The organism is Curtobacterium sp. HSID17257 (genome assembly GCF_003989515.1).
Taxonomy (GTDB): Bacteria; Actinomycetota; Actinomycetes; order Actinomycetales; family Microbacteriaceae; genus Curtobacterium.
Genome location: NZ_RBLU01000008.1, coordinates 19113 through 39566 on the forward strand (window position 1 = coordinate 19113; position 20454 = coordinate 39566).

The following is a 20454-nucleotide window of genomic DNA, read 5'->3' on the forward strand; positions in this document are numbered from 1 at the left end:
AACAATGGCATCACACACGATCACGGCCGAGCCGCTCAGCGCGGAGTTGCGAGCGCTCGACGACCTGGTGTCCGACGAGGGAGGTCTCGTCCATGCCGTCCAGAAGCTCACGGGCGACGAAGAGCCCTTCGCTGTCTACACGGCGACGCTCGGCGCGCTGGACCGCCTGCAGGAGAACATCCGCGTTGCGCCCGGGTCGGAAGCGGGGATCGAGCTGGCCGGGAGCGGCGGCGGGACCGACGAACGACTCGCTCGCGCCATCGCGATCGTGGAAGCGGTCGAGCGCTACTCCAGCTGCGTGCCCCCGGACCGGCTCCGCTGGGCCAGCCCCCGCGAACTCGGTGACTCGGCCGTCGACCTGACCGTCCTGCCTCGATGCAGCGCTCACGAGCTCTCCGATGTCCGCTGTCCGGTCCGCGAGGCCGATCCGGAAGAACGTGTCCGGTGGACGACGGCATGGTCGTCGGCGCGGCAGCAGCTCGTCTGGGTACCGGCGACACTCGTGTGGATGCACCTCGAGGCGCTCACGTCCAGCGAGCGCCTGACCGTCCCGATCTCCACCGGGTGCGCAGCCCACACGGATGCCGCGCAGGCACTGCTGAACGCCGTGTGTGAAGTCGTCGAACGGGACTCGATCGCCCTCACGTGGCTGCAGAGGCTGCAACTGCCCGAGATCGACCTCGCTGACGCGCCCCGGGCCGTGACGGCCGCTGTGGCTGCGGCGAACTCGACCGGACGCGTCCACCGCTTCTTCGACGCGACCACGGACCTCGGCGTGCCCACGGTCTACTGCGTCGACACCGACCCGTCGTCGGAGACGCTGCGCCACGTGGTGATGTGCTCGACCGAACTGGACCCTGCACGAGCCATCGTGAAGATCGTCCGCGAGATCGCGTCCTCCCGCATCGCGCTCGAGCACGCCGGTCCGGTCCCCGACTCGATCGACGACTTCACCAGTGTCACCGACGGTGCGCGCTTCATGGGGCACCCGGACCGCGCGGACGAGTTCTCCTTCCTCCTGGAGAACGACCGCCCGACGCGGCGGTTCTCCGAGTTGCAGAACCTCGACGCCGGTGACCCGCAGAGCTCCCTGAACGCCGTCGTGCGGAAACTCCACGATGCAGGCTGCGAGGTGCTCAGTGTCGACCTGAGCACTCCGGAGGCCCGAGCGGTCGACCTGACCGTGGTGCGGGTCATCATCCCCACGCTCATGCCGTTGTCCTTCGCTCACCGCGCGAGGTACCTGGCCCATCCGCGGCTCTACGACGTCCCGACCCACTTCGATCAGGCCGTGCTCGGAGAACGGGACCTCAACCCGTACCCCCAGCCCTTCGCCTGAGACAGGAGCTCCGATGCTGCAAGCGCACCTCATGGGTGACGGGACGTTCTTCGCTGCGCTCCGAGGGCGAGCGCGTGCCGACCCCTTCACCACGTCACCCGACCGTCGAGCCGTCTTCGACTCGACGAACTGGCCAGCAGCACGAGCCCGCGTCCTCGTCACCTCCGCCAGGGACAGAGCTGCCGAGGAGCACCTCGATGCAGCCACCCGAGGCGCGGGACAGACCTGGATCCCCGTGCAACTCGAAGCGCGCAGCCTGCGCGTCGGTCCGGTGATCGGACCCCGGCGAGCGGTCTGCATGGACTGCTTCGACCGACGGCAGGAACAGCACGGTCGGCGGAACCGCACGGACGTCGAGCTCGAGGCTGCCCACAACGGCGGTTCGCCCGCGAACGGGTTCACCCCGGCGCACGTCGACATGGTGTTCGCGGTGCTCGACCGCATCACGTCCTCCGACGAGCGACTCCGGGCAGCAGCTTCGTCGCTCTGGCGCTTCGGCTACTCGGACCTCTCCGTCAAGCAAGCACTTGTGATTCCGGTAAGTGGTTGCCGACGATGTGACCCGGATCACGGCGAAAGAGAGCGCTCCGTGCAGCTTTCGCAGTACTTCCCGCGTTAAAGGCGGACCGGATCGTCGCTCAGCCGCTCGTCGCCAGCGGCCCGTTCTGCGTGCAACAAAAGCGGCAATTGTTTGTCAGAGAATTCACGGAGTCCGATCCTTGCGTCAATTGAGAAAGCGTCGATAGCGTCTTTTCCAGACATCGAAGATCCTCGAGTCCACGGACCTCGCGAATGTGGGGGAGCGGGGAACGGTGTCCATTCAACAACAATCTGAAAAAGGGGAAAAAATGGACAAGGCAATCGATCTGGTGTCGGTGGAAGAGCTCTCCGTGGAGGACCTGCCCCAGGCAGTCGCCCCCGGTGCGAGCAGCGCCGGAACCGTCGGCTGTGTGTCGAGCGCGGGTAGCTGCGCCGGCACGCTCAGCAGCGTCAGCTCGTACAGCAACCACTGACCTGCGAGGGCGGACGGCCGACGGCCGTCCGCCCCTTCTCCTCTCCCATCTCCCGACCGAGGCACAGATGACGCAACTCACGAGCGAGACCGAACCCGACGGGGTGCTCCGGCTGGCCAGTGGTGTGACGCGTGGCGTCGCAGCAGACGGCCGTCTCCTCCTCAGGAGCCCGGCCGGACACTTCGCGGCAGTGCCGGCGGGCGTCGAGCCGCTCATCGCGCGACTCGAAGCGGGTTGCGACCACGACGAACTCGTGCAGCTCATCCGCCGGACGGACGCCGTCGACGAGACCGGAACGGCTGCCACCGACGGTGTGCGCAAGTTCCTCGATGCGCTGCGGAAGTCCGGTTTCATCGAGGGGCAGTCCGGGGAGCACTCCCGTACGGATCGCTTCCTCGCCCGCGCCGGGGCCGACTTCTTCGCTCGACTCCCGCTGCCGGTGAACATCGACGGGCTCGCCGCAGCGGTCGCGCGCCCGTTGCACAGGTTCTCCGCGCCCACGCTCCTCGTCGTCGCGGGGATCACGGCAGCCACGGCGGTCGCAGGTGGACTCGCAACGGTCCTCGCGAACACGAGCGAACTGGCTCAGCCGTCGATCGAGGCCATCGTCATCGTCGCCGTCCTCGTGGTCATCCAGCTCGCAGTGCACGAGACCTGTCACGCCATCGCCATGCGCACGCAAGGAGCGCGGGTCCGTGAGATCGGTGTCGGGCTGCTGTACTACTTCGTCCCCGTCGCCTACGTCGACCGCACCGAGGCGTACGCGGTCCGGTCCCGGCCAGGGCTCGTGCTCATCGCCCTCGCTGGTCCCCTCGTCGACGCCGCGCTCATCGGTGTCGCGGCCGTCCTCGCGCTGAACGTGACGGGTGGAGCCCACGAGGCCGTGGTCCTCTACCTCACCGCCGAGCTGTTCCTCCTCCTCGCGAACTGCAACCCGTTGTTCCGCTCCGACGGCTACCACGCGATCGAAGCCGCCTTCGGGGCGCTGAACATGCGGGCGCGCGCCTTCACGATCGTCACCAACGCCCTGCTCCGGCGACCGCAGCCTGCCCACGTCCTCACCATGGCCCGAGTGCGCCGGGTCGGCCTCGTGTCCTACGCGCTCGGAAGCGTGCTCTACCTGGTGCTGATGCTCTGGAACCTCTCGCACACCATCCTGCTGACCGTGTTCGGGACTCCGTCATGACGCAGTACGCCGTGGCGCCCTTCACCATGTCCCGGATCGCATCGCTGCCGGGGGATGCACTGCACTTCGACCAGCAGCTGACCCCGGACCTCCTCGAGGAGGGACACCGGCTCCAGGAGCAGGTCGACTCGATCAGCCGACAGGTCGCAGACGCAGTGCACGTCCTGGTCCCGACGTGCTCGGAGGGTGATCGCCGAGCGCTCCTGGGTCTCCGGAGAGACCTGCACAACCGCCGGCCGTTGACGACCGTCGGACTGGAGGCAGCGGAGCGACACGGGTTGGACCTCGAGGAGCTGGTGCAGCGCCGAGCCGCCGTCGCGGTGAGCCGGGCGCTGATCGCGAAGCTCGCGGACGAGGACGGCACGCGGGCTGAAGAGCGGGTCCGGGAAGCGCTCCGCACTCCGGACGTCGCGGATGCGCTCCGGCTCCTCAGCCCTGGTTTCTTCGAAGCGCTCGGGAAGCCCGCACCAGCGGGGAGCAAGCGGGGAAGGTCCGCTCTGGCCTTCACGTCGAGAGCCGCCCTCAAGCCGAGCCCGCTGTCGACACTGACCCGCGTGTCCGTCGACGGAGCGAACCTCGACGACCGCGTCTCCACACTGTCGCCGGTGGTCGCCTCGACCGTCCTCCGGGAGCTGGCCACCCGCCGTCACGCCCTCCCGACGCTGCAGTACCGGTCCGCCGTGCGCGCGACGGGGGAGCGTCTCGTCGCGAGCGTCGAGACGGCGGAGATGACGCACGGCGCGGTCGTCTTCGGGAGACATCCGAAACGGCTGCACGACGCGGACAGCGATGCCGCGCTCCTCAGCACCTGGGTCGGTGGTACCGCAGACGAGTTGCTCCGCGTCGCTGACGGCGGAGGTTGGGCGCGCGCAGCACGGTGGATCGCGTCCGGGGCCGTCTCCGCCGTACCCCCGTGGGCCCACGACTCCCGCCGTCCGGAGTCGGCGCTCGGCGAGCTGATGCTGCGCAGCGACTGCACGGAGGTGGCCGCTGCCGGGGCGCTCCTCCTGCAGGTCGGTCGCGACGCGCAGACGCTCGCGTCGACGTCGGGACCGTCTCGGAGCGCCGTCCTCCGGTCGATCCAGGACGGACTCCAGCAGCTCGCCTCCGACCTCGACATCGATCTCCCCCGCCAACGCCTCGTCAACGAGGACGCGGGTGCCGCGTCACGTCCCACGACCTCGTCGAGCGACCTGCCGGGATCGCTGGCCGCCCTGGTCCGCCCCACCCTCTTCCGCTCTCGGGTCTACGACGTCGTCAAGGACGCGTTCGTCGCCGCGCACGGTGCCGGCGGTGCGACACACGACGTACTGGGCTTCCTGACCGAGTGCTCGTTGTCCAAGCCGTTCCGCGCAGCGCTCCAGGCCGCTCGCGCGGCAGACCGCAGCGTGGACGCACACGTCGGGCGCAGCGGACTGCCCGTCGGGGCCACCACGGCGCCACCCACGATCTCCGCGTTCGTGCAGACCGCGCACGCCCACGACGACCGGACAGCGGTCGTGAACCAACTCATGCCAGGGGTGGGCGGCGTGGTGGCCCGCTTCTGTGCGCTCGGAGACGCGCCGTCGACGCTGGTCCCGATGATCACCGGGTGGGTGGAGCAGCTCTACCCGGGTGCGGACGACGTGCGCTCGGTGCTGCCCGGGGTCGACGTCAACCCCTTGCAACGCGCCGCGGCCGCTGCCGTCCCGCCACTCCGAGGTGCGGACCTGGAAGAAGCGCTGCTCGGCATCGCGCTCACCCACGACCCGGAGACCGACGTGCTCGAGTTCGTCCGGAACGACGGCGCCCTCGTCGCGCCGGTCCCTCTCGGCATCGTCCCGGCGTGGACGTTCGAAGGGCCGGTCGGACTGCTGCTCGCGCTCGTCGACCCGTGGATCGACGGTTCCCGCATCACCCGTGAGTCGAACCCGATCCGGCGGGCAGGCCGCACGGAACGCGTGGAACGGCATCCTCGGCGCACCGACCGTTCGCTCGTCACCCGGCGCCAGACCTGGCGGGTGCCCGTCGACAGCATCCCGGTCCAGGGGAACTCGACACCTGGCGACTTCCTCACCGCCCTGCACGGGTGGCGGACCGCGAACGGGATGCCGGACGAAGTGTTCGTCCGGATCCACGGCGACGACCCGTTCGACGCGGACACGCGGAAGCCGATGTGGATGCGCTTCAGCAGCTGGTACACGGTCAGCGCGGTGTGGGCGTTGCTGCCGGGGCGTCACACCCTCGAGGTCCAGGAGAGCCTCCCGGTCCGCTCCGGCGCGGAACACGCAGTGGAGCACGTCATCACGCTCGGATGGCCGCGGCCGACGCCTGGTCCGCTCCGGGCCCGGCACGAGATCGCAGTGGAGTCGAGGAGATGAGTGGCACGTGGACGTACTGGAAGGTGTACGCGCCGACGGCGGAGATGGATCGGGTCGTCCTCGAACTCGCTGACCTCGTCGAGCGCATCGCCGGTGCCGCGACCTCCTGGCACGTCCTCCGCTACGCGGATCACTCCGGCCCGCACCTCCGCTTCAGGGCGTTCACGTCGCCGTCGAGCGCGGACGCCGTCCATGCCTCCCGGCACGAGGTGGGGCACCCGGTCCGCCTCGACCTGTACGAGCCGGAGGTCGACAAGTGGGGAACGAGCGGCGTCCGGCGTGCCGAGGAGCTGTTCACGACCTCGACGCTCCTCGCGGTCCACGCCATCAGGGAGCGGATGGACGTCGCGGACCTGCTCGTGCGACACACCGTGTCCGTCCTCGTGCCCGACCAGCGGACCCGCCTCGCTGTCCTCCGCACCCACGCGGCGTGGTGGCTGGGAGAGCAGTCGTCGGACGGCGGAGCGGTCGAGTCGAGCCTCGCAGCGCTCCGCGACGAACCCCCGCCGAACGTGCAGGACGGCGACCCGTGCAGCCACCGACTGCTGGGGCGCTTCGTCGACGGCCTCGCGGACGCGATGCGTCATGCCGGACCGGGACATCCGCCCGTGTACCACCTCCACCAGCACGTGCACCTCACGATGAACCGCCTCGGGCTCTCGCCACAACGAGAAGCCACTGCGGCCCTCAACGAACTGATCCGTCTCGAAAGGGCAGGCGTCGAACAAGGATGAACACCTCGCTCACAGCAGCAGCGCTCGACATGGCCACCCAGAACGACGCGCAGTTCACGATCCCGACGATGCCACGCGTGGTCGCAGCCGTCCCGACGACGTGGTTGCAGGACCGGTACGTGATCGAAGGGGTCGTCTCACGGCGGGTGCTCCAGGGCCGGACGGTGCAGCGTCTCCTCCCGGATCTCCTTCCGCTCCTCGACGGGACGCGGACGTGGGGCGAGCTCGCAGCGGACGCCGGAGTGGCCGAGCCCACCATCCGTCAGGTACTCGGGATCCTGTACTCGGCGGGACTCCTGGAGGAGGGTGACGCACCGAGGCCGACCGGCGACCAGGCCCTCCACGACTTCCTCAGCAGGACCTTCGACGCGACTCGGCATCACCAGTCCGGCTCAGCCGCGCGGGCGGCGCTCGACGCAGCGACCGTCGGGGTCGTCGTCGACGACCAGGACTTCGCGTCGGAGGTCGTGGCTGCGCTGCGATCGAGTCACGTGCGGGTCATCCCGGTCGACGAGTTGCAGGACACCCCGCCGAGCCTCGCCGTCACGGTGGACCTCGACGGTGTCCGACCTGACGCGCAGATCTGCGCTTCGCTCCGCGCTCGCGGTGTCCCCGTGCTGCCCGTCACGCTCCGCGGAGCGGACGTGAGCATCGGCCCCGTCAGCTACCCCGACCACAATCCGTGCCCGGACTGCACGGAAGCGGGGCTGCAGGTGCTCGGAGCACACCGAGACGTCCCCGGCGAGCAGGTTCCGCTGCGCGGACTGCTCCCGGCCTGCATCGTCCAGGAGGCAGTCCTCCTGCTCGCTGGGGTCGGCACCGCCCGGACGGTCTCCGAAGCGATCGTCATCGGCGGCGATCCGCTCAGTACGCGCTTCGAGTTCGTCGTCCGGCGGCCGGGGTGTCGGACCTGTGGCACGGGCGAGTCGGACTCCGACGGCGGGATCGCCTTCGCCTTCGAGGAGTCCGTGGCCTTCCCTCCCGCGCGTCTGACGAAGCCACGGACGCACCAGCAGCACTTCGAACCCGCGAACATCGCGTTGAGCCTCGAGCAACGGCCTGCCGAAGGCGAGTGGTTCCCGCTCCCGGTCGATCTCGAGGTCGACCGACCGACCGGGGCCGCCGCATCGCTTGCGCACGTCCTCGCTTCCGGCTTCGCGCTGAAGCCGCCTCACCTCGCAGAAGCAGGCAAGGTGCGCCGGTGGGCTCCGACGGGCGGTAACCTCGGCTCCCCGCAGGCGTACTTCACCACTCGCGACGTCCCCGACGTCCCCGACGGACGATGGATGTACCGCGGGGACGCCTACGCCGCGTGTCGCCTCGGCGACGCTGACGACGGCGATCCCGGCGTCGAGCTCGTCGTGGTGAGCGAGATGTACCGCGTGTGGAAGAAGTACAACACCTTCTCCTACCGCATCGTCGCGCTCGACGCCGGCGTCGCGATGGCCCACGTCGCCATCGCGGCGACAGGTCTCGGGCTGCCGACGACCAACCACCTCGGATGGGTGGCAGCCGAACTGCAGTCCCGCTACGACCTCGACGACAGCGAGCAGATGGTGACCGGGAAGCTCACCATCGGAGGCCTCCGATGACCGACCGCATCAGCATCGTCAGCGACCTCCGCACCGCGGCCGACGCCAGCGCGCAGCGCGTCGGATCTGCGCCGCAGCCGGTGTCGGCAGTCCCGGGCTCCCGGGAGCTCGGCCGGGCGATGCGGTACCGGTCCGCCACGACGCACTTCGTCGACCAGCCCGTCGAACGGCGCCACGTCGACGCCTCGGCGGCCGCCATGACCACGATGGACGCCGGTCTCTGGGGCGACGCAGCGCACAGCTCGCCGCTCCGCGTCCTGGTCGCCTGCCGACGGGTCGCGGGCGTGCAGCCTGGTCTGTACGAGTACGTCGACGGGGGGCTGCTCCGCCTCGACGGGGATGCCGAACCGCTCCGGATGCGCGAGATGGTGTTGCAGCCCGAGTTCGCTGAGGCAGGCGCCATCCTCCTGGCCGTCGGGAACCTCGCAGGGATGACGAGCCGCTTCGGCGCCCACGGCCACAGGATGCTGCTGAGCAGAGGAGGAGCCGCGTGCGAAGCAGCATGGCTCACCGCGGTCCGGTTCGGACTCGTCGGGAGCATCTTCGCCGGTTTCCTCCCCGGCGCGCTCCGCCAGCGCACCGGCATCGACGGCAGTTCTGACCTGCAACTCCTCGCACTGGCGATCGGCGCTGCGGCATGAGCGTCCACCCGCGGGAGCGGTTGGTCCCGGAGCTGTTGCATCCGTTGCGGCTCTCCATCGTGGCGAAGATCGTCGGAACGCACAGCATCACCTTCCGGGAGCTGCGGGACGATCTGGGGGTGTCGGACGCGGCGCTGAGCCGGCACTGCTCGAACCTCGAGGCAGCAGGTCTGGTGAGCGTCACGAAGACCTTCATCGGGAAGACCGCGCGGACCCGGTTGAGCATGACGACGGACGGTGAGGTCCGGTGGCAGTCACACCGAACTGCGTTCTGCGAGCTGATCGGCGTGGACACCGGACCGCTCTCGGCAACGGAGCCGACCGGCGACGCCGCCCCTGCGGACGCCGCAACGCCGCATCCGCATCGGCGCGCCCGATCCTGACGTGGCTCGGACGAGCGAGGCACGGACACCAGCTCGATCCTGATCGGCACCGGCGCGGACGTCGGAAGGGTCGGCCGCTTCGTCTCGCCGCAACGCGGTCCGGCGGTCGCCTGCGCTCCGGCGCCGGGCGGTCTCACGCGCCGGCTCCGCCGTCCACCGGGATGCTCGCCCCGGTCACCATCGACGCACGGTCACTGAGCAACCAGGCGGCGACCTCGGCGACCTCCTCCGGACGCGCCATCCTGCCGAGGGGGACCGACGCGTTGATCTGCTCGGTGATGCCCGGCGTCGCGGCCTCCCACTCCTCGATCATCTCGGTCTCGGTGCCGCCCGGCGTGATGCCGTTCACCCGGATGCCCTCGGGCGCCCAGGTCACGGCGGCCGTCTCGGTGATGCTGTTCAGCGCGCGCTTCATGGCGCCGTAGGCGGGGAGTGCGGGGTTCGCGCGGCGGCTGCCGATGCTCGAGGTGTTCACGATCGATCCGCCACCGGACCGGCGCATCAGTGCTGCCTGGGCGTTCATCGCGATCCAGTGGCCGCGGAAGTTGACCGCGAACTGGGTCTCGACGTCCTCGTCGCTCGTGGTGTCGAGCGGGCCGGGCTGCTGGATCGCTGCGCCGTTGTTGAAGGCACCGTCGAGCCGTCCGTGCAGGGTGTCGACGTGGTCGACGGCCGCCCGGATGCTGACGGGGTCCGCGAGGTCGAGTGCGACGGCGTCCGCGGTACCGCCGGTGCTGCGGATGTCGGTGACGAGGGTGTCGAGGGCGTCGGTGCTGCGGGCGGCGAGGACGACCGCGGCGCCCTCGCGAGCGAAGAGCCTCGCGGCGGCGGCACCGATGCCGCGGCTGGCGCCGGTGACGAGGACGACCTTGCCGGCGAGCAGGTCGAGGGAACGGGGTGCGGTGAGTTCGGTCATGGCATCAGCGTCGGTCCGACGGGAGCGCCCGATCCAGGTACAGCCGGTACCAGGACGCCGTCGGACGGGCGGGGCAGGATCGGGGCATGGACAAGCAGGAGCTCGCCGCGTTCCTCCGCTCCCGCCGGGAGCGGCTGCGGCCGGCGGACGTCGGGCTGCCGTCGGGTGCGCGTCGGCGGACGCCGGGGCTCCGCCGTGAGGAGGTGGCGGTCCTCGCCCACATCTCCACCGAGTACTACGTCCGGCTCGAGCAGGGGCGCGCCCCGCGGCCGTCGGCGGAGGTCCTGTCCGGCATCGCCGGCACGCTCCGACTCACGGACGCCGAGACCGACCACCTGCACCTGCTCGCCGGGACCGCCCGGGCGCGGACCGGGACGCTCCGACGCGAGGTCCGACCGAGCATCCTGGCCGTGATCGAGCGGCTGCCGCAGACGGCCGCGATCGTGCTCGCCGCGGACTTCGAGGTCCTCGCGTGGAACGCGCTCGCCGCTGCACTGATGGAGGACTTCGCCCTGCGCGACCGTGCCGGACGGAACCTGGCGCGTCAGGCCTTCCCGATCACCGGCTCGGACCAGCCCACGGACCCGCCGTACGGCATCTCGGACGGCGCCGAGTTCCAGCACCACGTCGTGATGCGCCTGCGGACGACCCTGGCGGAGCACCCTGCGGACGAACAGGTCGTCGCGCTCGTCGACGAGCTCCGGTCGGGGAACCCCGAGTTCGCCCGACTCTGGGACCGCCACGACGTGCAGCCGGCACCGATGCTGACGAAGACCTTCCGCCACCCGGCCGTCGGACCGGTGACGGTGGACTGCGACACGCTCGCGCTCACCGACGCTGACCAGTTCCTGGTGCTCTACACCGCGGCGCCCGGGTCAGCGGGTGCGGACGCCCTGGCCCTGATCGGGATGCTCGACGGACAGCGCGCACGCTGACCACGGGCAGCCCGTGCGGCACGGACCACCGCACCGCAGTCGTGGACCGACGCAACGTCTCCTCCGCTCGGGGCATGGGGATGAACCGGGACCGACGTCTGGCCGTGATCGTCGGGAGCCTCGTGGGGGTGCTCGGCGGCGTCGGGCTGATCGCTGCGGGCGCTCTCCTCCTGATCGGCTCGTAGCGCGGGCCGGACCGGACGCGGGTCGGCTCGCCACAGCCGGACGGGAGGCGCGGTGCCGGCCCGCCCCGCGCCTCCCGTCCGGACGTGGTCACGCCGCGCTGCCCGCGCCCTTCCGTCGCGCCCGCCCTGCCGACCGCGGCGGGTGCTGTCGCAGGTGCCCGCTGATCCGCCCCAGGACGTCAGCCAGCTGCGCTGCGTCCTCGTCACTGACGTGCGCGAACAGCAGCTCGTGCACCGTCGCGATGTGCCCGGGCAGCACGGTCGAGAGGGCGTCTCGCCCGGCGTCGGTCAGGGAGACCACGGTGCTCCGCTCGTCGTCGGGTGACGGTCCCCGCGTGACGAGCCCGCGCTGCTCGAGCACCTGCGCCTGGTAGGTCAGGCCGCTGCGGCTGTAGACGACCCCGTCCGCCAGGTCCGTCATCCGCAGCCGCCCGTCCGGCGCGTCGCCCAGTCGGGCGAGCACCTGGAACTGCACGGAGCTGAGTTCGCCGGCGTCGCGGAGCTGCTGCTCGACCGCCGGGCGCAGCAGGGCCGCGACCTCGGTGAACGACAGGTATGCGCCGAGCTGGGTCGGAGTGAGTGCCGACGGGGGAGAGTCCATGCGTCGATCCTACCTGTTGCTTCGAACTCGAAGCAGGTGTACGGTCGACCCATCGCTTCGAATTCGAAGCAAACGATGAAGGGGAAGACCATGGACGAGAACACGATGCGGGCAGTGCGGTTCCACGAGGTGGGCGGCCCGGAGGTCCTGCGGACCGAGGACGTCGAGCGCCCTGAGCCGGGCACGGGCGAGGTGCTGGTGCAGGTCGCCGCCTCCGCCTACAACGCGGCCGACAACGGCATGCGCGGCGGGTTCCTGCCGATCCCGGTCCAGCTGCCGCACGTGCCCGGGTACGACGTCTCCGGCACGGTCGCGGCGCTGGGCGAGGGCGTCGAGGGCCTCGCCGTCGGCGACGCGGTGGTCGGGTTCCTCCCGATGGAGCGCGACGGCGGTGCCGCCGAGTACGTCGTGACACCCGCGGAGGCACTGGCCGCCGCCCCGACGAGCGTCCCGCTGGTGGACGCCGCGGCGCTCCCGTCCGTGGCGCTGACGGCCTGGCAGGCCCTGTTCGACGAGGGGCGCCTCGAGGCGGGCCAGCGCGTGCTGATCAACGGCGCCGGTGGCGTGGTCGGGAAGTACGCGATCCAGCTCGCCGTCCGTGCCGGTGTGCACGTGGTCGCCACCGCGAGCCCGCGGAGCGCCGACGCGGTCCGCGCCGCCGGAGCACAGCAGGTCGTCGACCACACCACGACGGACGTCCTCGCGGCGCTCGACCAGCAGGTGGACGTGCTGCTCAACCTCGCGCCGATCGAGCCGGAGCGGTTCCGGGCGCTCGTCGCCGCCGTGCGTGACGGCGGGGCCGTGGTCAGCACGACCGCGTTCATGGCGACGCCGGACGACGAGTCCCGGGGCGTCCGCGCCGCGACGGTGTTCGTCCTGCCGGACCGTCAGCGACTGGCCGAGCTCGTCGCGCTCGTCGACGCCGGGCAGCTCACCGTCGAGGTCACCCGACGCATCCCGCTGGCGGAGCTCCCGGCGCTGCACGCCGAGGGCGCGGCCGGTCGGATCGCCGGCAAGGTCGTCGTCACCGTCTGAGGGACGACGACCGCCAGCCGGTCAGCCGATGGAGGACGCCGCGTCGACCGCGTGCTCGCCCGTGACGTACGGGGTGAGGTCGATCATCCGGTCGTCGACGCGGAAGACGTACCGGCCGACCTGCTCGACCACCGCGCTGCCGCCGAGCCAGTCGGCGGCCTCGCCACGCTCCTCCGGTCGGAGCCAGTCGACCGGGTCGGACGTCGACCGGAACCCGAGGACGGCCGCGGTGTCCTGCAGGGCCCGACGCTCGTCCGCGCCGAGCAGGTTGCGCTCACTGCGGAAGTAGACCGAGTCGGGGTCCACCTCGTACAGCCGCCGCATCCACACCCGGTTGACCGAGGCCACCAGCGCGTTGCGGGCGCCCTCGCCGGAGGGGTCGCCCACCCGCTCGGCGTTGTCCCAGAACGGCGCGACGTCCGGTCCGACACGGGCTCCGTCGAACACCCCGACCGAGGGGATCATCGGGACGCCGCAGCCGAGCAGGTAGACGTCGTCGCCGACGGTGGCCCGGATGTGCTCGATCGCCTGCCGGTAGGCCTGTTCGCGGGGCAGGTCGACGTGTCGGTGTCCGGCGATCGCCCCGGCGTACATGAAGTCGAGCTTCAGGTAGCCGTAGCCGTCCGTCGTGATCCGGTCGAACACGCCGCGGAGGTGGTCGAGCACCTCCGGGTTCGTCGTGTCGAGCGAGTGGTAGTACGACCCCCAGTTGTACCCGGAGACGAGCGGACGGCCGTCGTCACCGGCCACGAGCAGGTCGGGGCGCTCGGTGGCGATCGTCGATCCGGGCAGGGCGATCAGCGGCGCGAGCCAGATGCCCGGGCGGAAGCCGTGGCGCGCGATGGTCCGCGCCGTCGCGGCCATCCCGCTCGGGAAGTCCGGTCCGGCCGTCCAGTCGCCGACGATCGGCTCCCACCCGTCGTCCATCTGGAAGACGTCGACCGGGTACCCCTCGAGGTCGGCGGCCGCACGCGCGATCCGGTCCTCGGTGATGTCCTCGTAGTACGAGTACCAGCTGCTCCACACGGTGCCGGCGCGGGCGGTCCGGCGACCGAGCCGCTCGGCGACCCGGTCGGCGTACGCGGCGAAGACGTCCTGCTCGGCGCCGTACGCGACGAACCACTCCGCGTCGTCGTGCTCGCTCCTCGCCCACAGGACGTTGCGGTCGGCGCCGACCCGCGGGGTGCCGAGCCCGAGCGCCCCGACGAGCAACGTCCCGCCGTCCGGACCGGTCACCGCGCCCACGGCACTGCCGGAGTGTGCGTGCGGTGTCTCGTTCGCAGCGTCGTCGGCGGTGAGCAGCCGTTCGGGGCTGTCCTTGATCCCGATGGTGTCGCCGTCGACACCTGTCCATCCGCTCGGACTCCACGAGTTCCAGCCGTGCCGGTAGAACTCGGCTGCGGCGCCGAAGGTGTGGAGCAGCGCGACGGGCCCCGCGGGGACGATCCACCCGTCCGCCGTCCGGCGGGGTGTTCCGGAGACGTTCGCGGGGACCCGGAGGCCGTCGAACTCGAACGTGAACTGCAACTGCGGGCTCCTCGCGGTGTCGGTGTGCGCGGTGTCGGCGTGCTGTGTCAGGACGCGGCGGCGACCGCGGTGATCGTCGGGCTCGTGTCCGCTGCGAACCGCTCGGGGATGGGTGCCCCGGCCCGACGCATCGCGACCAGGACGCTGCCGACGGTCGGATCGTGGCGGGGCTCGACGAGCTCGAGGGTCGTGTCCTCGGCGGACAGGGCGCTGGCGAACGCCTCGCGGAAGCGCGGCGCCCGGAAGAGCCCGCCGGAGTACGACACCGGAACGGTCTCGCCGGCGGGGAAACCGAGCGCGCGGACCGTCGTGCCGACCAGGGTCGTGAGCTCGGCTGCGGCGCGGTGCAGGATCTCGGCAGCCGCGTCGTCGCCGGCGTCGGCGGCCGCGACGACCACCTTCGCCAGGTCGGCGACGGTCCCGCGGTCCGCCCCCCACTCGTCCATGACGACGCCGATCAGGTCGAGGTCCTCGGTCACCCCGACCCGCTCGCGGACGAGTGCGTGCAGCGGACCCCGGGGCAGTCGGCCGTCGGCCATCCGCGAGAAGGCGTTGAGCCCCTGGACGGCGACCCAGTACGCGGACCCCTCGTCGCCGAACACCTCGCTCCAGCCGCCGACGCGGTGGGCGGTGCCGTCGCGCTCGCCGTAGGCCATCGACCCGGTGCCCGCGATCACGTTCACGCCGTCCCGCCCGGCCAGGGAACCGGCCCAACCGCCGACCATGTCGTTGCCGCAGGAGTACCGGTCGTGTCCGAGCACCGCGGCGGGGAGGGCGTCGAGCACCGGGGTGTCCCGACTCGACTCCCCGTGTCCGGGGATGCCGAAGTGCGCGAACGTGATGTCCGCCGGGGTGATGCCGGCCGCCGACGTCACCGCGCCGACGCCCGTACGGACGACGTCGCCGACGAGTCCGGTCCCCGCGTCGAACCAGGAGGAGGTCGGCTGCCGCGACTCGGCGAGCGTGGTGCCCTCGCCGTCGGTGAGCAGGAACGCGGTCTTGGTGCCACCGCCGTCCATGCCGAGGAAGACCGTCATGGCCGCGCGACTCCCCCGCGGTGGTCGTGGATCGTCACGCCCTGCACGACGCGGTTGACCGTGCCGCCCGGGAACGGGTTGTCCGGCGTGCAGCCGTGCGCGACCGACGTCGCGAGGGCGAGGAGCTGCGCGAAGCCGACCAGGGCGACGCTGCGGAACGCGTCGTCGAGCCCCGCCAGGCCGTCGAGCGGGAAGGAACGCTCGTCGTCCGCGTCTCCGCCGACCGAGACGACCCGCACGGTCCCGTCCCCGCGCAGCTCGCGGAGGATGTCCGCGTCGTACCGCGCCGTGTACGGGTCGGCCGAGCCGTAGACGACCACCAGGGTGTGTGCACCCGCGACGGCCTTCGGGCCGTGCCGGAAGCCGAGCGGGGTGTCGAAGAACGACACGACCCCGCCCGCGGTGAGCTCGAGCAGCTTCAGCGCGGACTCGCGTGCCAGGCCCTGCAGCGCGCCGCTGCCCAGGTAGACGACGCGTTCGGTGTCCTCGGCGAGCGAGGCGATCCGTGCCTCCAGGCCGGCGATCGTCCGCGCCGCCGCGACCAGCGCGCCGGTGCCCGCCACGAGCTCCGGCCGGAAGGCCAGGAGGACGGCGAGGAGCATCGTGGAGAAGCTCGACGTCATCGCGAAGCCGGTGTCGTTCGTCTCGGCCGGCATGTCGAGGACGAACGACCGGTCCTGCCCGCGGTGCTCGCGGGCGAGGGAGCCCGCAGGGTCGCAGGTGACGACCAGGTGGCGCGCACCGGGCGCGACGTCGTCGAGGACGCGGGTCGCCGCGACGCTCTCCGGGCTGTTGCCGGAGCGGGCGAAGGAGACCAGGAGCACCCGGCCCGGGTCGCCGAGCGAGCCGTGCGGGTCGGCCACGATGTCGGTCGTGGCGATCGACTCGACGCGACGGCCGAGGTGGCGGCGGAGGTCGACGCTCGCGATGTCCCCGACGAAGGCCGAGGTGCCGGCCCCCGTGAGCACGATGCGCAGGTCCGGGTCGGCGAGCAGCGGCTGCAGGAAGGCGTCGAGCGCGGTACGGCGGTCGTCGAGCGACGCGACGAGGCGCTGCCAGCTGTCGGGCTGCTGCAGGATCTCGCGGTGGGTCGCGGTCTCGTCGGCGCGGACGGGGGCGGTCGTGGTCACAGGGACTCCTTGCTGGTGGTGGTGGCGGCCGCTTCGGCGAGACGCTCGCGCGGGGCGACGGCGGCGGCGTACGGGCGCAGGACGTCGCGGACCCGGTCGAGCACGATGTCCTCGGCGCGGTTCGGCAGCAGGCCCTCGCGGACCCGCTCGTACTGCACCGGCAGGTACTGGCTCAGCAGCGGGAGCGGGATGCCGACCTCGTCGAGGCGGTGCAGGAGCGCCTCGGTCGCGGCGGTGATCTCCGGGTCCGGCCAGTAGTAGCGCATGCGGTCGCTGTAGCTGTAGGTGCGGGCGATGCGCCGCTCGTGCTCGTCGCCCTCGTAGTAGCGCTCCCACCGGCCCGGCTCGGCGAGCATGCGGCGCTCGACGACGCCGCGCAGGTCGGTGGCGGTGCCGTCCGGTACGAGCTCCGACTCGAGGGCGTCGAGGGCGAAGAGCGCCTCGCGGAGCCCGAAGGTCAGACCGGGGCCGACCTTGAGCACCGCCCAGTGGTCGTCGACCAGGGCACGGAGCGCCTCGGGCGTCTGGTAGTCGGTCGAGTGCGCCTCGTACACGAGTCCGGGCGTCGCCTCGATGACCTCCTGCAGGGCGGCCGTGGCCTCGGGGACGTAGTCGATCACCTGCAGGTGGTCGAACTCGACCGCGGGCTGCACGACGAGGGCGACGACGCGCGGCCACACGTCGGCGAGCCCGGCGCGCTCGAACGCGGCGCGGTGCACGTCCAACGTGCCGACCGCTGCCGTCGCCGGGGTCGGCACGAGGTCGTGGAGCGTCTCCTTCGCCCCGCCGGGGGTCGGGACCTCGGTGCCGATGACGTAGACGATGCCGTCGCGGTCGATCCCGGCGTCGGTGGCGGCGGACTCCGCGGCGGCGAGCAGCACCGCGGCCCGCTCGGCGACGACCGCGTCGGTCAGCGGAGCGGTCTCGCCCTGCAGCGGCATGCTGCAGTCGAGGTGGATCTTCGTGTACCCGGCGGCGACGTAGGCGCGGACGAGGTCGACGGCGAGCGGCATGGCCTCGTCGGCCGGGCGCTCCTGCCACGTGTTCGGGCCGAGGTGGTCGCCGCCGAGGACGAGCCGGTCGGCCGGGAAGCCCTCGGCCTCGGCGAGCTCGAGCACCGCCGCGCGGAAGTCCGCGGGTGTCATGCCCGTGTAGCCGCCGAACTGGTCGACCTGGTTCGAGGTCGCCTCGACGAGCAGGGGTGCGTCGTCCTCGAGCGCCTGGCGCATCGAGGCCCGCAGGACGTAGGGGTTCGCCGAGCAGACCGAGGTGATGCCCTCACCGGATCCGGCACGGTGGCGAGCGACGAGCGCAGTGATGGGGTTCACGTGGTTCTCCTGGTGCGTGCGCCGCGGTCGGCGGCGCTGCCGACGCGGCACCGTCCGGCGCCGCGTCCGGTCTCAGTGTCGGCAACGACCGATCAGTTCCGCTGCCGTAACGATCACTCCGGTCATTCGCAGTGATCGTTCTGGCGCATGATGGGGCCATGGACAACGACACCCCGGACGTCGGCCGCAAGCGGCGGGACCGGATGCGGGACATCCTCGAGCGGGTGCGCGAGCAGGGGTCGACGAGCACGGACGAGCTGATCCGCGCCTGCGGGGTCTCCGCGGCCACGGTCCGCCGCGACCTCAGCGAGCTCGAGGCACGCGGGCTCGTCCGGCGCAGCTACGGCCGGGTCGAGGCCGTGGGTGCGCTCCCGGAGCTGCCCGTCGTGATGCGGGCCTCCGAGGCCGACGCCGCCAAGCGCGCGGTCGGACGGCTCGCGGCCCGGCTCCTGCCCCCGGGGCGGCAGGCCGTCGCGGTCAGCGGAGGGACCACCACGCAGGAGGTCGTGCGGGCGCTCGGCGACCGGAACGGCCTGACCGTCATCACGAACGCCGTGACCATCGCGCTGGAGGTCTCGCGCAGTCCCCGGGTGAAGACGATCCTGACCGGCGGGACCCTCCGCGCCACCTCGCTCGAGGCGGTCGGCCCCCTGGCCGAGGCGGCGTTCTCCGCCTTCAAGGTGACGACGGCGTTCCTCGGCACGGACGGCATCAGCGCTGCCGGCGGCGTCACCACGCACGACGACACCGAGGCGCGGACGAACGGCGTGATGGTCACGCACGCCGACCGGGTGGTCGTGGTCTGCGACGGGTCGAAGGTCGGACGGCAGACGATGGCACGGATGGCCGACATCGGTGACGTGTCCGTCCTGGTGACCGACGAGCACGCCCCGCGCGAGGCGCTCGAGCAGATCGCCGCGGCGGGCGTCGAGGTCCTCATCGCCTGAGCACTGCGCACCCGAACGCGCACTCGTCCTGCGCGTTTCACGACGCTGCGTGGTGGTCGCGTCCGCCGCCCCCTACCGTGGGGCCCGGCCGGCGAACCCCGTCGAGGCCGCGCACCCGGACACCGCAGGAGCCCGTGTCGGGAAGCGCGCCCTCCCACCCCTCCGTGCCTTCTGCCACCGCAGGTGGTTCCGACCGCCGTCCCTCGGCGGTACCCCGAACGAAGGGCTTCCCGTGTCCCGCATCGTGTTCGTCGGCGCCGGCAGCGTCGTCTTCACCCGACAGCTGCTCGCCGACCTCCTCCGCTACGACGACCTCCCCGAGCTGGACCTCCGGCTGTTCGACGTCGACGAGCGCCGCCTCGCCGTCGCCGAGGCCACCGCCCGCCAGGTGAGCGAGCGCCTCGGGCGTCCGGTCACCGTCACGGCGACGACCGACCGCCGTCGCGCCCTCGCCGACGCCGACTTCGTCGTCGACATGGTGCAGATCGGCGGGATCGCGGCGACCCGGACCGACCTCGAGATCCCGGAGCGGTACGGCCTGCACCAGACGATCGGCGACACGACGGGGGTCGGCGGGGTCTTCCGTGCCCTCCGCACCTTCCCGTTCCTCACGGAGCTGACCGCGGACATGCGCGAGGTCGCCCCGGACGCGGTCCTGCTCAACTACACGAACCCGATGGCGATGAACATCTGGTGGGCGAACACCGTCGCGCCGGACATCACCGCGCTCGGGCTCTGCCACAGCGTCTACTGGACGGCGCACGACCTCGCCGGACTCCTCGGCCTCGACGTCGAGCAGACCCGCTTCCGCGCAGCGGGCGTCAACCACCAGTCGTGGTTGCTCGAGTGGACGCACGACGGCGAGGACCTCTACCCCCGTCTCCGTGAGCGCATCCGGCAGGACCCGGAGCTCGAACGCCGCGTGCGGGTCGAGGTCTTCAAGCGGGTCGGCTTCTACCCGACCGAGACGAGCGAGCACTCCTCGGAGTACCTGTCGTGGTTCCTCCGCTCGCCGGAGCAGGTGGACCGCTTCCGCCTGCGGCCGCTCGAGTACGTCGGCATCTCCGAGGACAACGTCGCGGAGTTCGAGGCAGCCGAGCGCGACCTGGCGGCCGGCCGGCCCGTGCAGCTCGAGGAGGGCGCGTCGGAGTACGCCCCGCAGGTCATCCACTCGCTGGTCACCGGCACCGAGCGCGAGATCCACGCGAACGTCCCGAACGCGGGCCTGATCGACAACCTGCCGGCGGGCTGCGTCGTCGAGGTCCCGACCACCGTCGGCGCCGCTGGCATCGCACCGATCCCGATGGGGGCGCTCCCCGTGCAGGCGGCGGCGCTGAACCGGCCGTACGTCTCCGTGAACGAGCTCACGGTGCACGCCGCGCGGACGGGCGATCCCGTCGCGATCCGGCAGGCGGTGCTCATGGACCCGAACGCGTCGTCGACGCTGACACCCGAGCAGATCTGGGAGCTGTGCAACGACCTCGTGGTCGCCCACGGTGACCTGCTGCCGGAACCGCTGCGCGCGACGATCCCGGCTCGCGGGATCTGAGCTCGCGGGCCGACGC

Annotated in this window: 19 protein-coding genes; 13 read left to right on the forward strand and 6 right to left on the reverse strand. The window is 71.7% G+C overall.

Annotated elements, in window-relative coordinates; translation table 11 throughout:
- Nucleotides 1–4 precede the first annotated feature (4 nt).
- From D8M35_RS02880 to D8M35_RS02920, 9 genes are all read left to right on the forward strand, one after another.
- Nucleotides 5–1339 carry a YcaO-like family protein gene (locus D8M35_RS02880; RefSeq protein ID WP_126890470.1) on the forward strand — a complete coding sequence of 445 codons (1335 nt, stop codon included), beginning with the start codon at nucleotides 5–7 and terminating at the stop codon, nucleotides 1337–1339.
- A gap of 13 nt (nucleotides 1340–1352) precedes the next feature.
- Complete coding sequence (locus D8M35_RS02885) at nucleotides 1353–1958, forward strand: TOMM precursor leader peptide-binding protein (RefSeq protein WP_126890471.1); 606 nt, start codon at nucleotides 1353–1355, stop codon at nucleotides 1956–1958.
- 193 nt (nucleotides 1959–2151) lie between these two features.
- Nucleotides 2152–2352, forward strand: coding sequence for a thiocillin family RiPP (locus tag D8M35_RS02890; RefSeq protein ID WP_126890472.1), 201 nt, complete (start codon nucleotides 2152–2154; stop codon nucleotides 2350–2352).
- Nucleotides 2353–2419: 67 nt separating this feature from the next.
- Nucleotides 2420–3538, forward strand: coding sequence for a site-2 protease family protein (locus D8M35_RS02895; RefSeq protein ID WP_126890473.1), 1119 nt, complete (start codon nucleotides 2420–2422; stop codon nucleotides 3536–3538).
- Entirely contained in the window at nucleotides 3535–5898 is a 2364-nt protein-coding gene (locus tag D8M35_RS02900) for a hypothetical protein (protein WP_126890474.1), read from the forward strand. The genes D8M35_RS02895 and D8M35_RS02900 overlap by 4 nt, the downstream gene beginning before the upstream one ends.
- On the forward strand, nucleotides 5895–6632 hold the full coding sequence (locus D8M35_RS02905) for a thiopeptide-type bacteriocin biosynthesis protein (protein ID WP_161972580.1): 738 nt from the start codon (nucleotides 5895–5897) through the stop codon (nucleotides 6630–6632). The genes D8M35_RS02900 and D8M35_RS02905 overlap by 4 nt, the downstream gene beginning before the upstream one ends.
- Nucleotides 6633–6661: 29 nt before the next feature.
- A complete protein-coding gene (locus D8M35_RS02910) occupies nucleotides 6662–8224 on the forward strand; it encodes a hypothetical protein (protein ID WP_126890476.1) in 1563 nt (520 codons plus the stop codon).
- Nucleotides 8221–8865 carry a nitroreductase family protein gene (locus tag D8M35_RS02915; RefSeq protein WP_161972581.1) on the forward strand — a complete coding sequence of 215 codons (645 nt, stop codon included), beginning with the start codon at nucleotides 8221–8223 and terminating at the stop codon, nucleotides 8863–8865. The genes D8M35_RS02910 and D8M35_RS02915 overlap by 4 nt, the downstream gene beginning before the upstream one ends.
- Nucleotides 8862–9248 carry a transcriptional regulator gene (locus D8M35_RS02920; protein ID WP_126890478.1) on the forward strand — a complete coding sequence of 129 codons (387 nt, stop codon included), beginning with the start codon at nucleotides 8862–8864 and terminating at the stop codon, nucleotides 9246–9248. Before D8M35_RS02915 ends, D8M35_RS02920 begins: the two co-directional genes overlap by 4 nt.
- A 133-nt stretch (nucleotides 9249–9381) precedes the next feature.
- Here the strand turns inward: D8M35_RS02920 and D8M35_RS02925 are convergent, their stop codons facing one another.
- Nucleotides 9382–10164 (reverse strand): SDR family NAD(P)-dependent oxidoreductase, encoded by a 783-nt coding sequence (locus D8M35_RS02925; protein WP_126890479.1) that lies wholly within the window; start codon nucleotides 10162–10164, stop codon nucleotides 9382–9384.
- Nucleotides 10165–10250: 86 nt separating this feature from the next.
- On the opposite strand from D8M35_RS02925, the gene D8M35_RS02930 reads away from it, so the two are divergent.
- The gene (locus tag D8M35_RS02930) at nucleotides 10251–11099 is read left to right on the forward strand and encodes a helix-turn-helix transcriptional regulator (protein WP_126890480.1); all 849 of its coding nucleotides are present in this window, start codon (nucleotides 10251–10253) and stop codon (nucleotides 11097–11099) included.
- Nucleotides 11100–11372: 273 nt separating this feature from the next.
- Here the strand turns inward: D8M35_RS02930 and D8M35_RS02935 are convergent, their stop codons facing one another.
- A complete protein-coding gene (locus tag D8M35_RS02935; protein WP_126890481.1) occupies nucleotides 11373–11885 on the reverse strand; it encodes a MarR family winged helix-turn-helix transcriptional regulator in 513 nt (170 codons plus the stop codon).
- Between the two features lie 105 nt (nucleotides 11886–11990).
- On the opposite strand from D8M35_RS02935, the gene D8M35_RS02940 reads away from it, so the two are divergent.
- On the forward strand, nucleotides 11991–12920 hold the full coding sequence (locus tag D8M35_RS02940; RefSeq protein WP_126890507.1) for an NADP-dependent oxidoreductase: 930 nt from the start codon (nucleotides 11991–11993) through the stop codon (nucleotides 12918–12920).
- A 21-nt stretch (nucleotides 12921–12941) separates the two neighbouring features.
- On the opposite strand, the gene D8M35_RS02945 is transcribed toward D8M35_RS02940, so the two are convergent.
- The 4 genes from D8M35_RS02945 to D8M35_RS02960 are packed head-to-tail and all read right to left on the reverse strand — an operon-like array spanning nucleotide 12942 to nucleotide 17942.
- Nucleotides 12942–14447: a glycoside hydrolase family 36 protein gene (locus D8M35_RS02945; RefSeq protein WP_126890482.1), complete on the reverse strand. Its 1506-nt coding sequence runs from the start codon at nucleotides 14445–14447 to the stop codon at nucleotides 12942–12944.
- 47 nt (nucleotides 14448–14494) lie between these two features.
- Nucleotides 14495–15484: an N-acetylglucosamine kinase gene (locus D8M35_RS02950; protein WP_126890483.1), complete on the reverse strand. Its 990-nt coding sequence runs from the start codon at nucleotides 15482–15484 to the stop codon at nucleotides 14495–14497.
- Complete coding sequence (locus D8M35_RS02955) at nucleotides 15481–16614, reverse strand: SIS domain-containing protein (RefSeq protein WP_126890484.1); 1134 nt, start codon at nucleotides 16612–16614, stop codon at nucleotides 15481–15483. The genes D8M35_RS02950 and D8M35_RS02955 overlap by 4 nt, the downstream gene beginning before the upstream one ends.
- Nucleotides 16611–17942, reverse strand: coding sequence for a D-tagatose-bisphosphate aldolase, class II, non-catalytic subunit (locus tag D8M35_RS02960; protein ID WP_126890485.1), 1332 nt, complete (start codon nucleotides 17940–17942; stop codon nucleotides 16611–16613). The genes D8M35_RS02955 and D8M35_RS02960 overlap by 4 nt, the downstream gene beginning before the upstream one ends.
- 158 nt (nucleotides 17943–18100) lie before the next feature.
- Here D8M35_RS02960 and D8M35_RS02965 point away from each other — a divergent pair, with 158 nt between their 5' ends.
- Nucleotides 18101–18889, forward strand: coding sequence for a DeoR/GlpR family DNA-binding transcription regulator (locus tag D8M35_RS02965; RefSeq protein WP_126890486.1), 789 nt, complete (start codon nucleotides 18101–18103; stop codon nucleotides 18887–18889).
- A 232-nt stretch (nucleotides 18890–19121) separates the two neighbouring features.
- Nucleotides 19122–20438, forward strand: a complete 1317-nt coding sequence (melA, locus tag D8M35_RS02970) for an alpha-galactosidase (RefSeq protein WP_126890487.1) — start codon at nucleotides 19122–19124, stop codon at nucleotides 20436–20438.
- The last annotated feature ends 16 nt before the right edge of the window (nucleotides 20439–20454 follow it).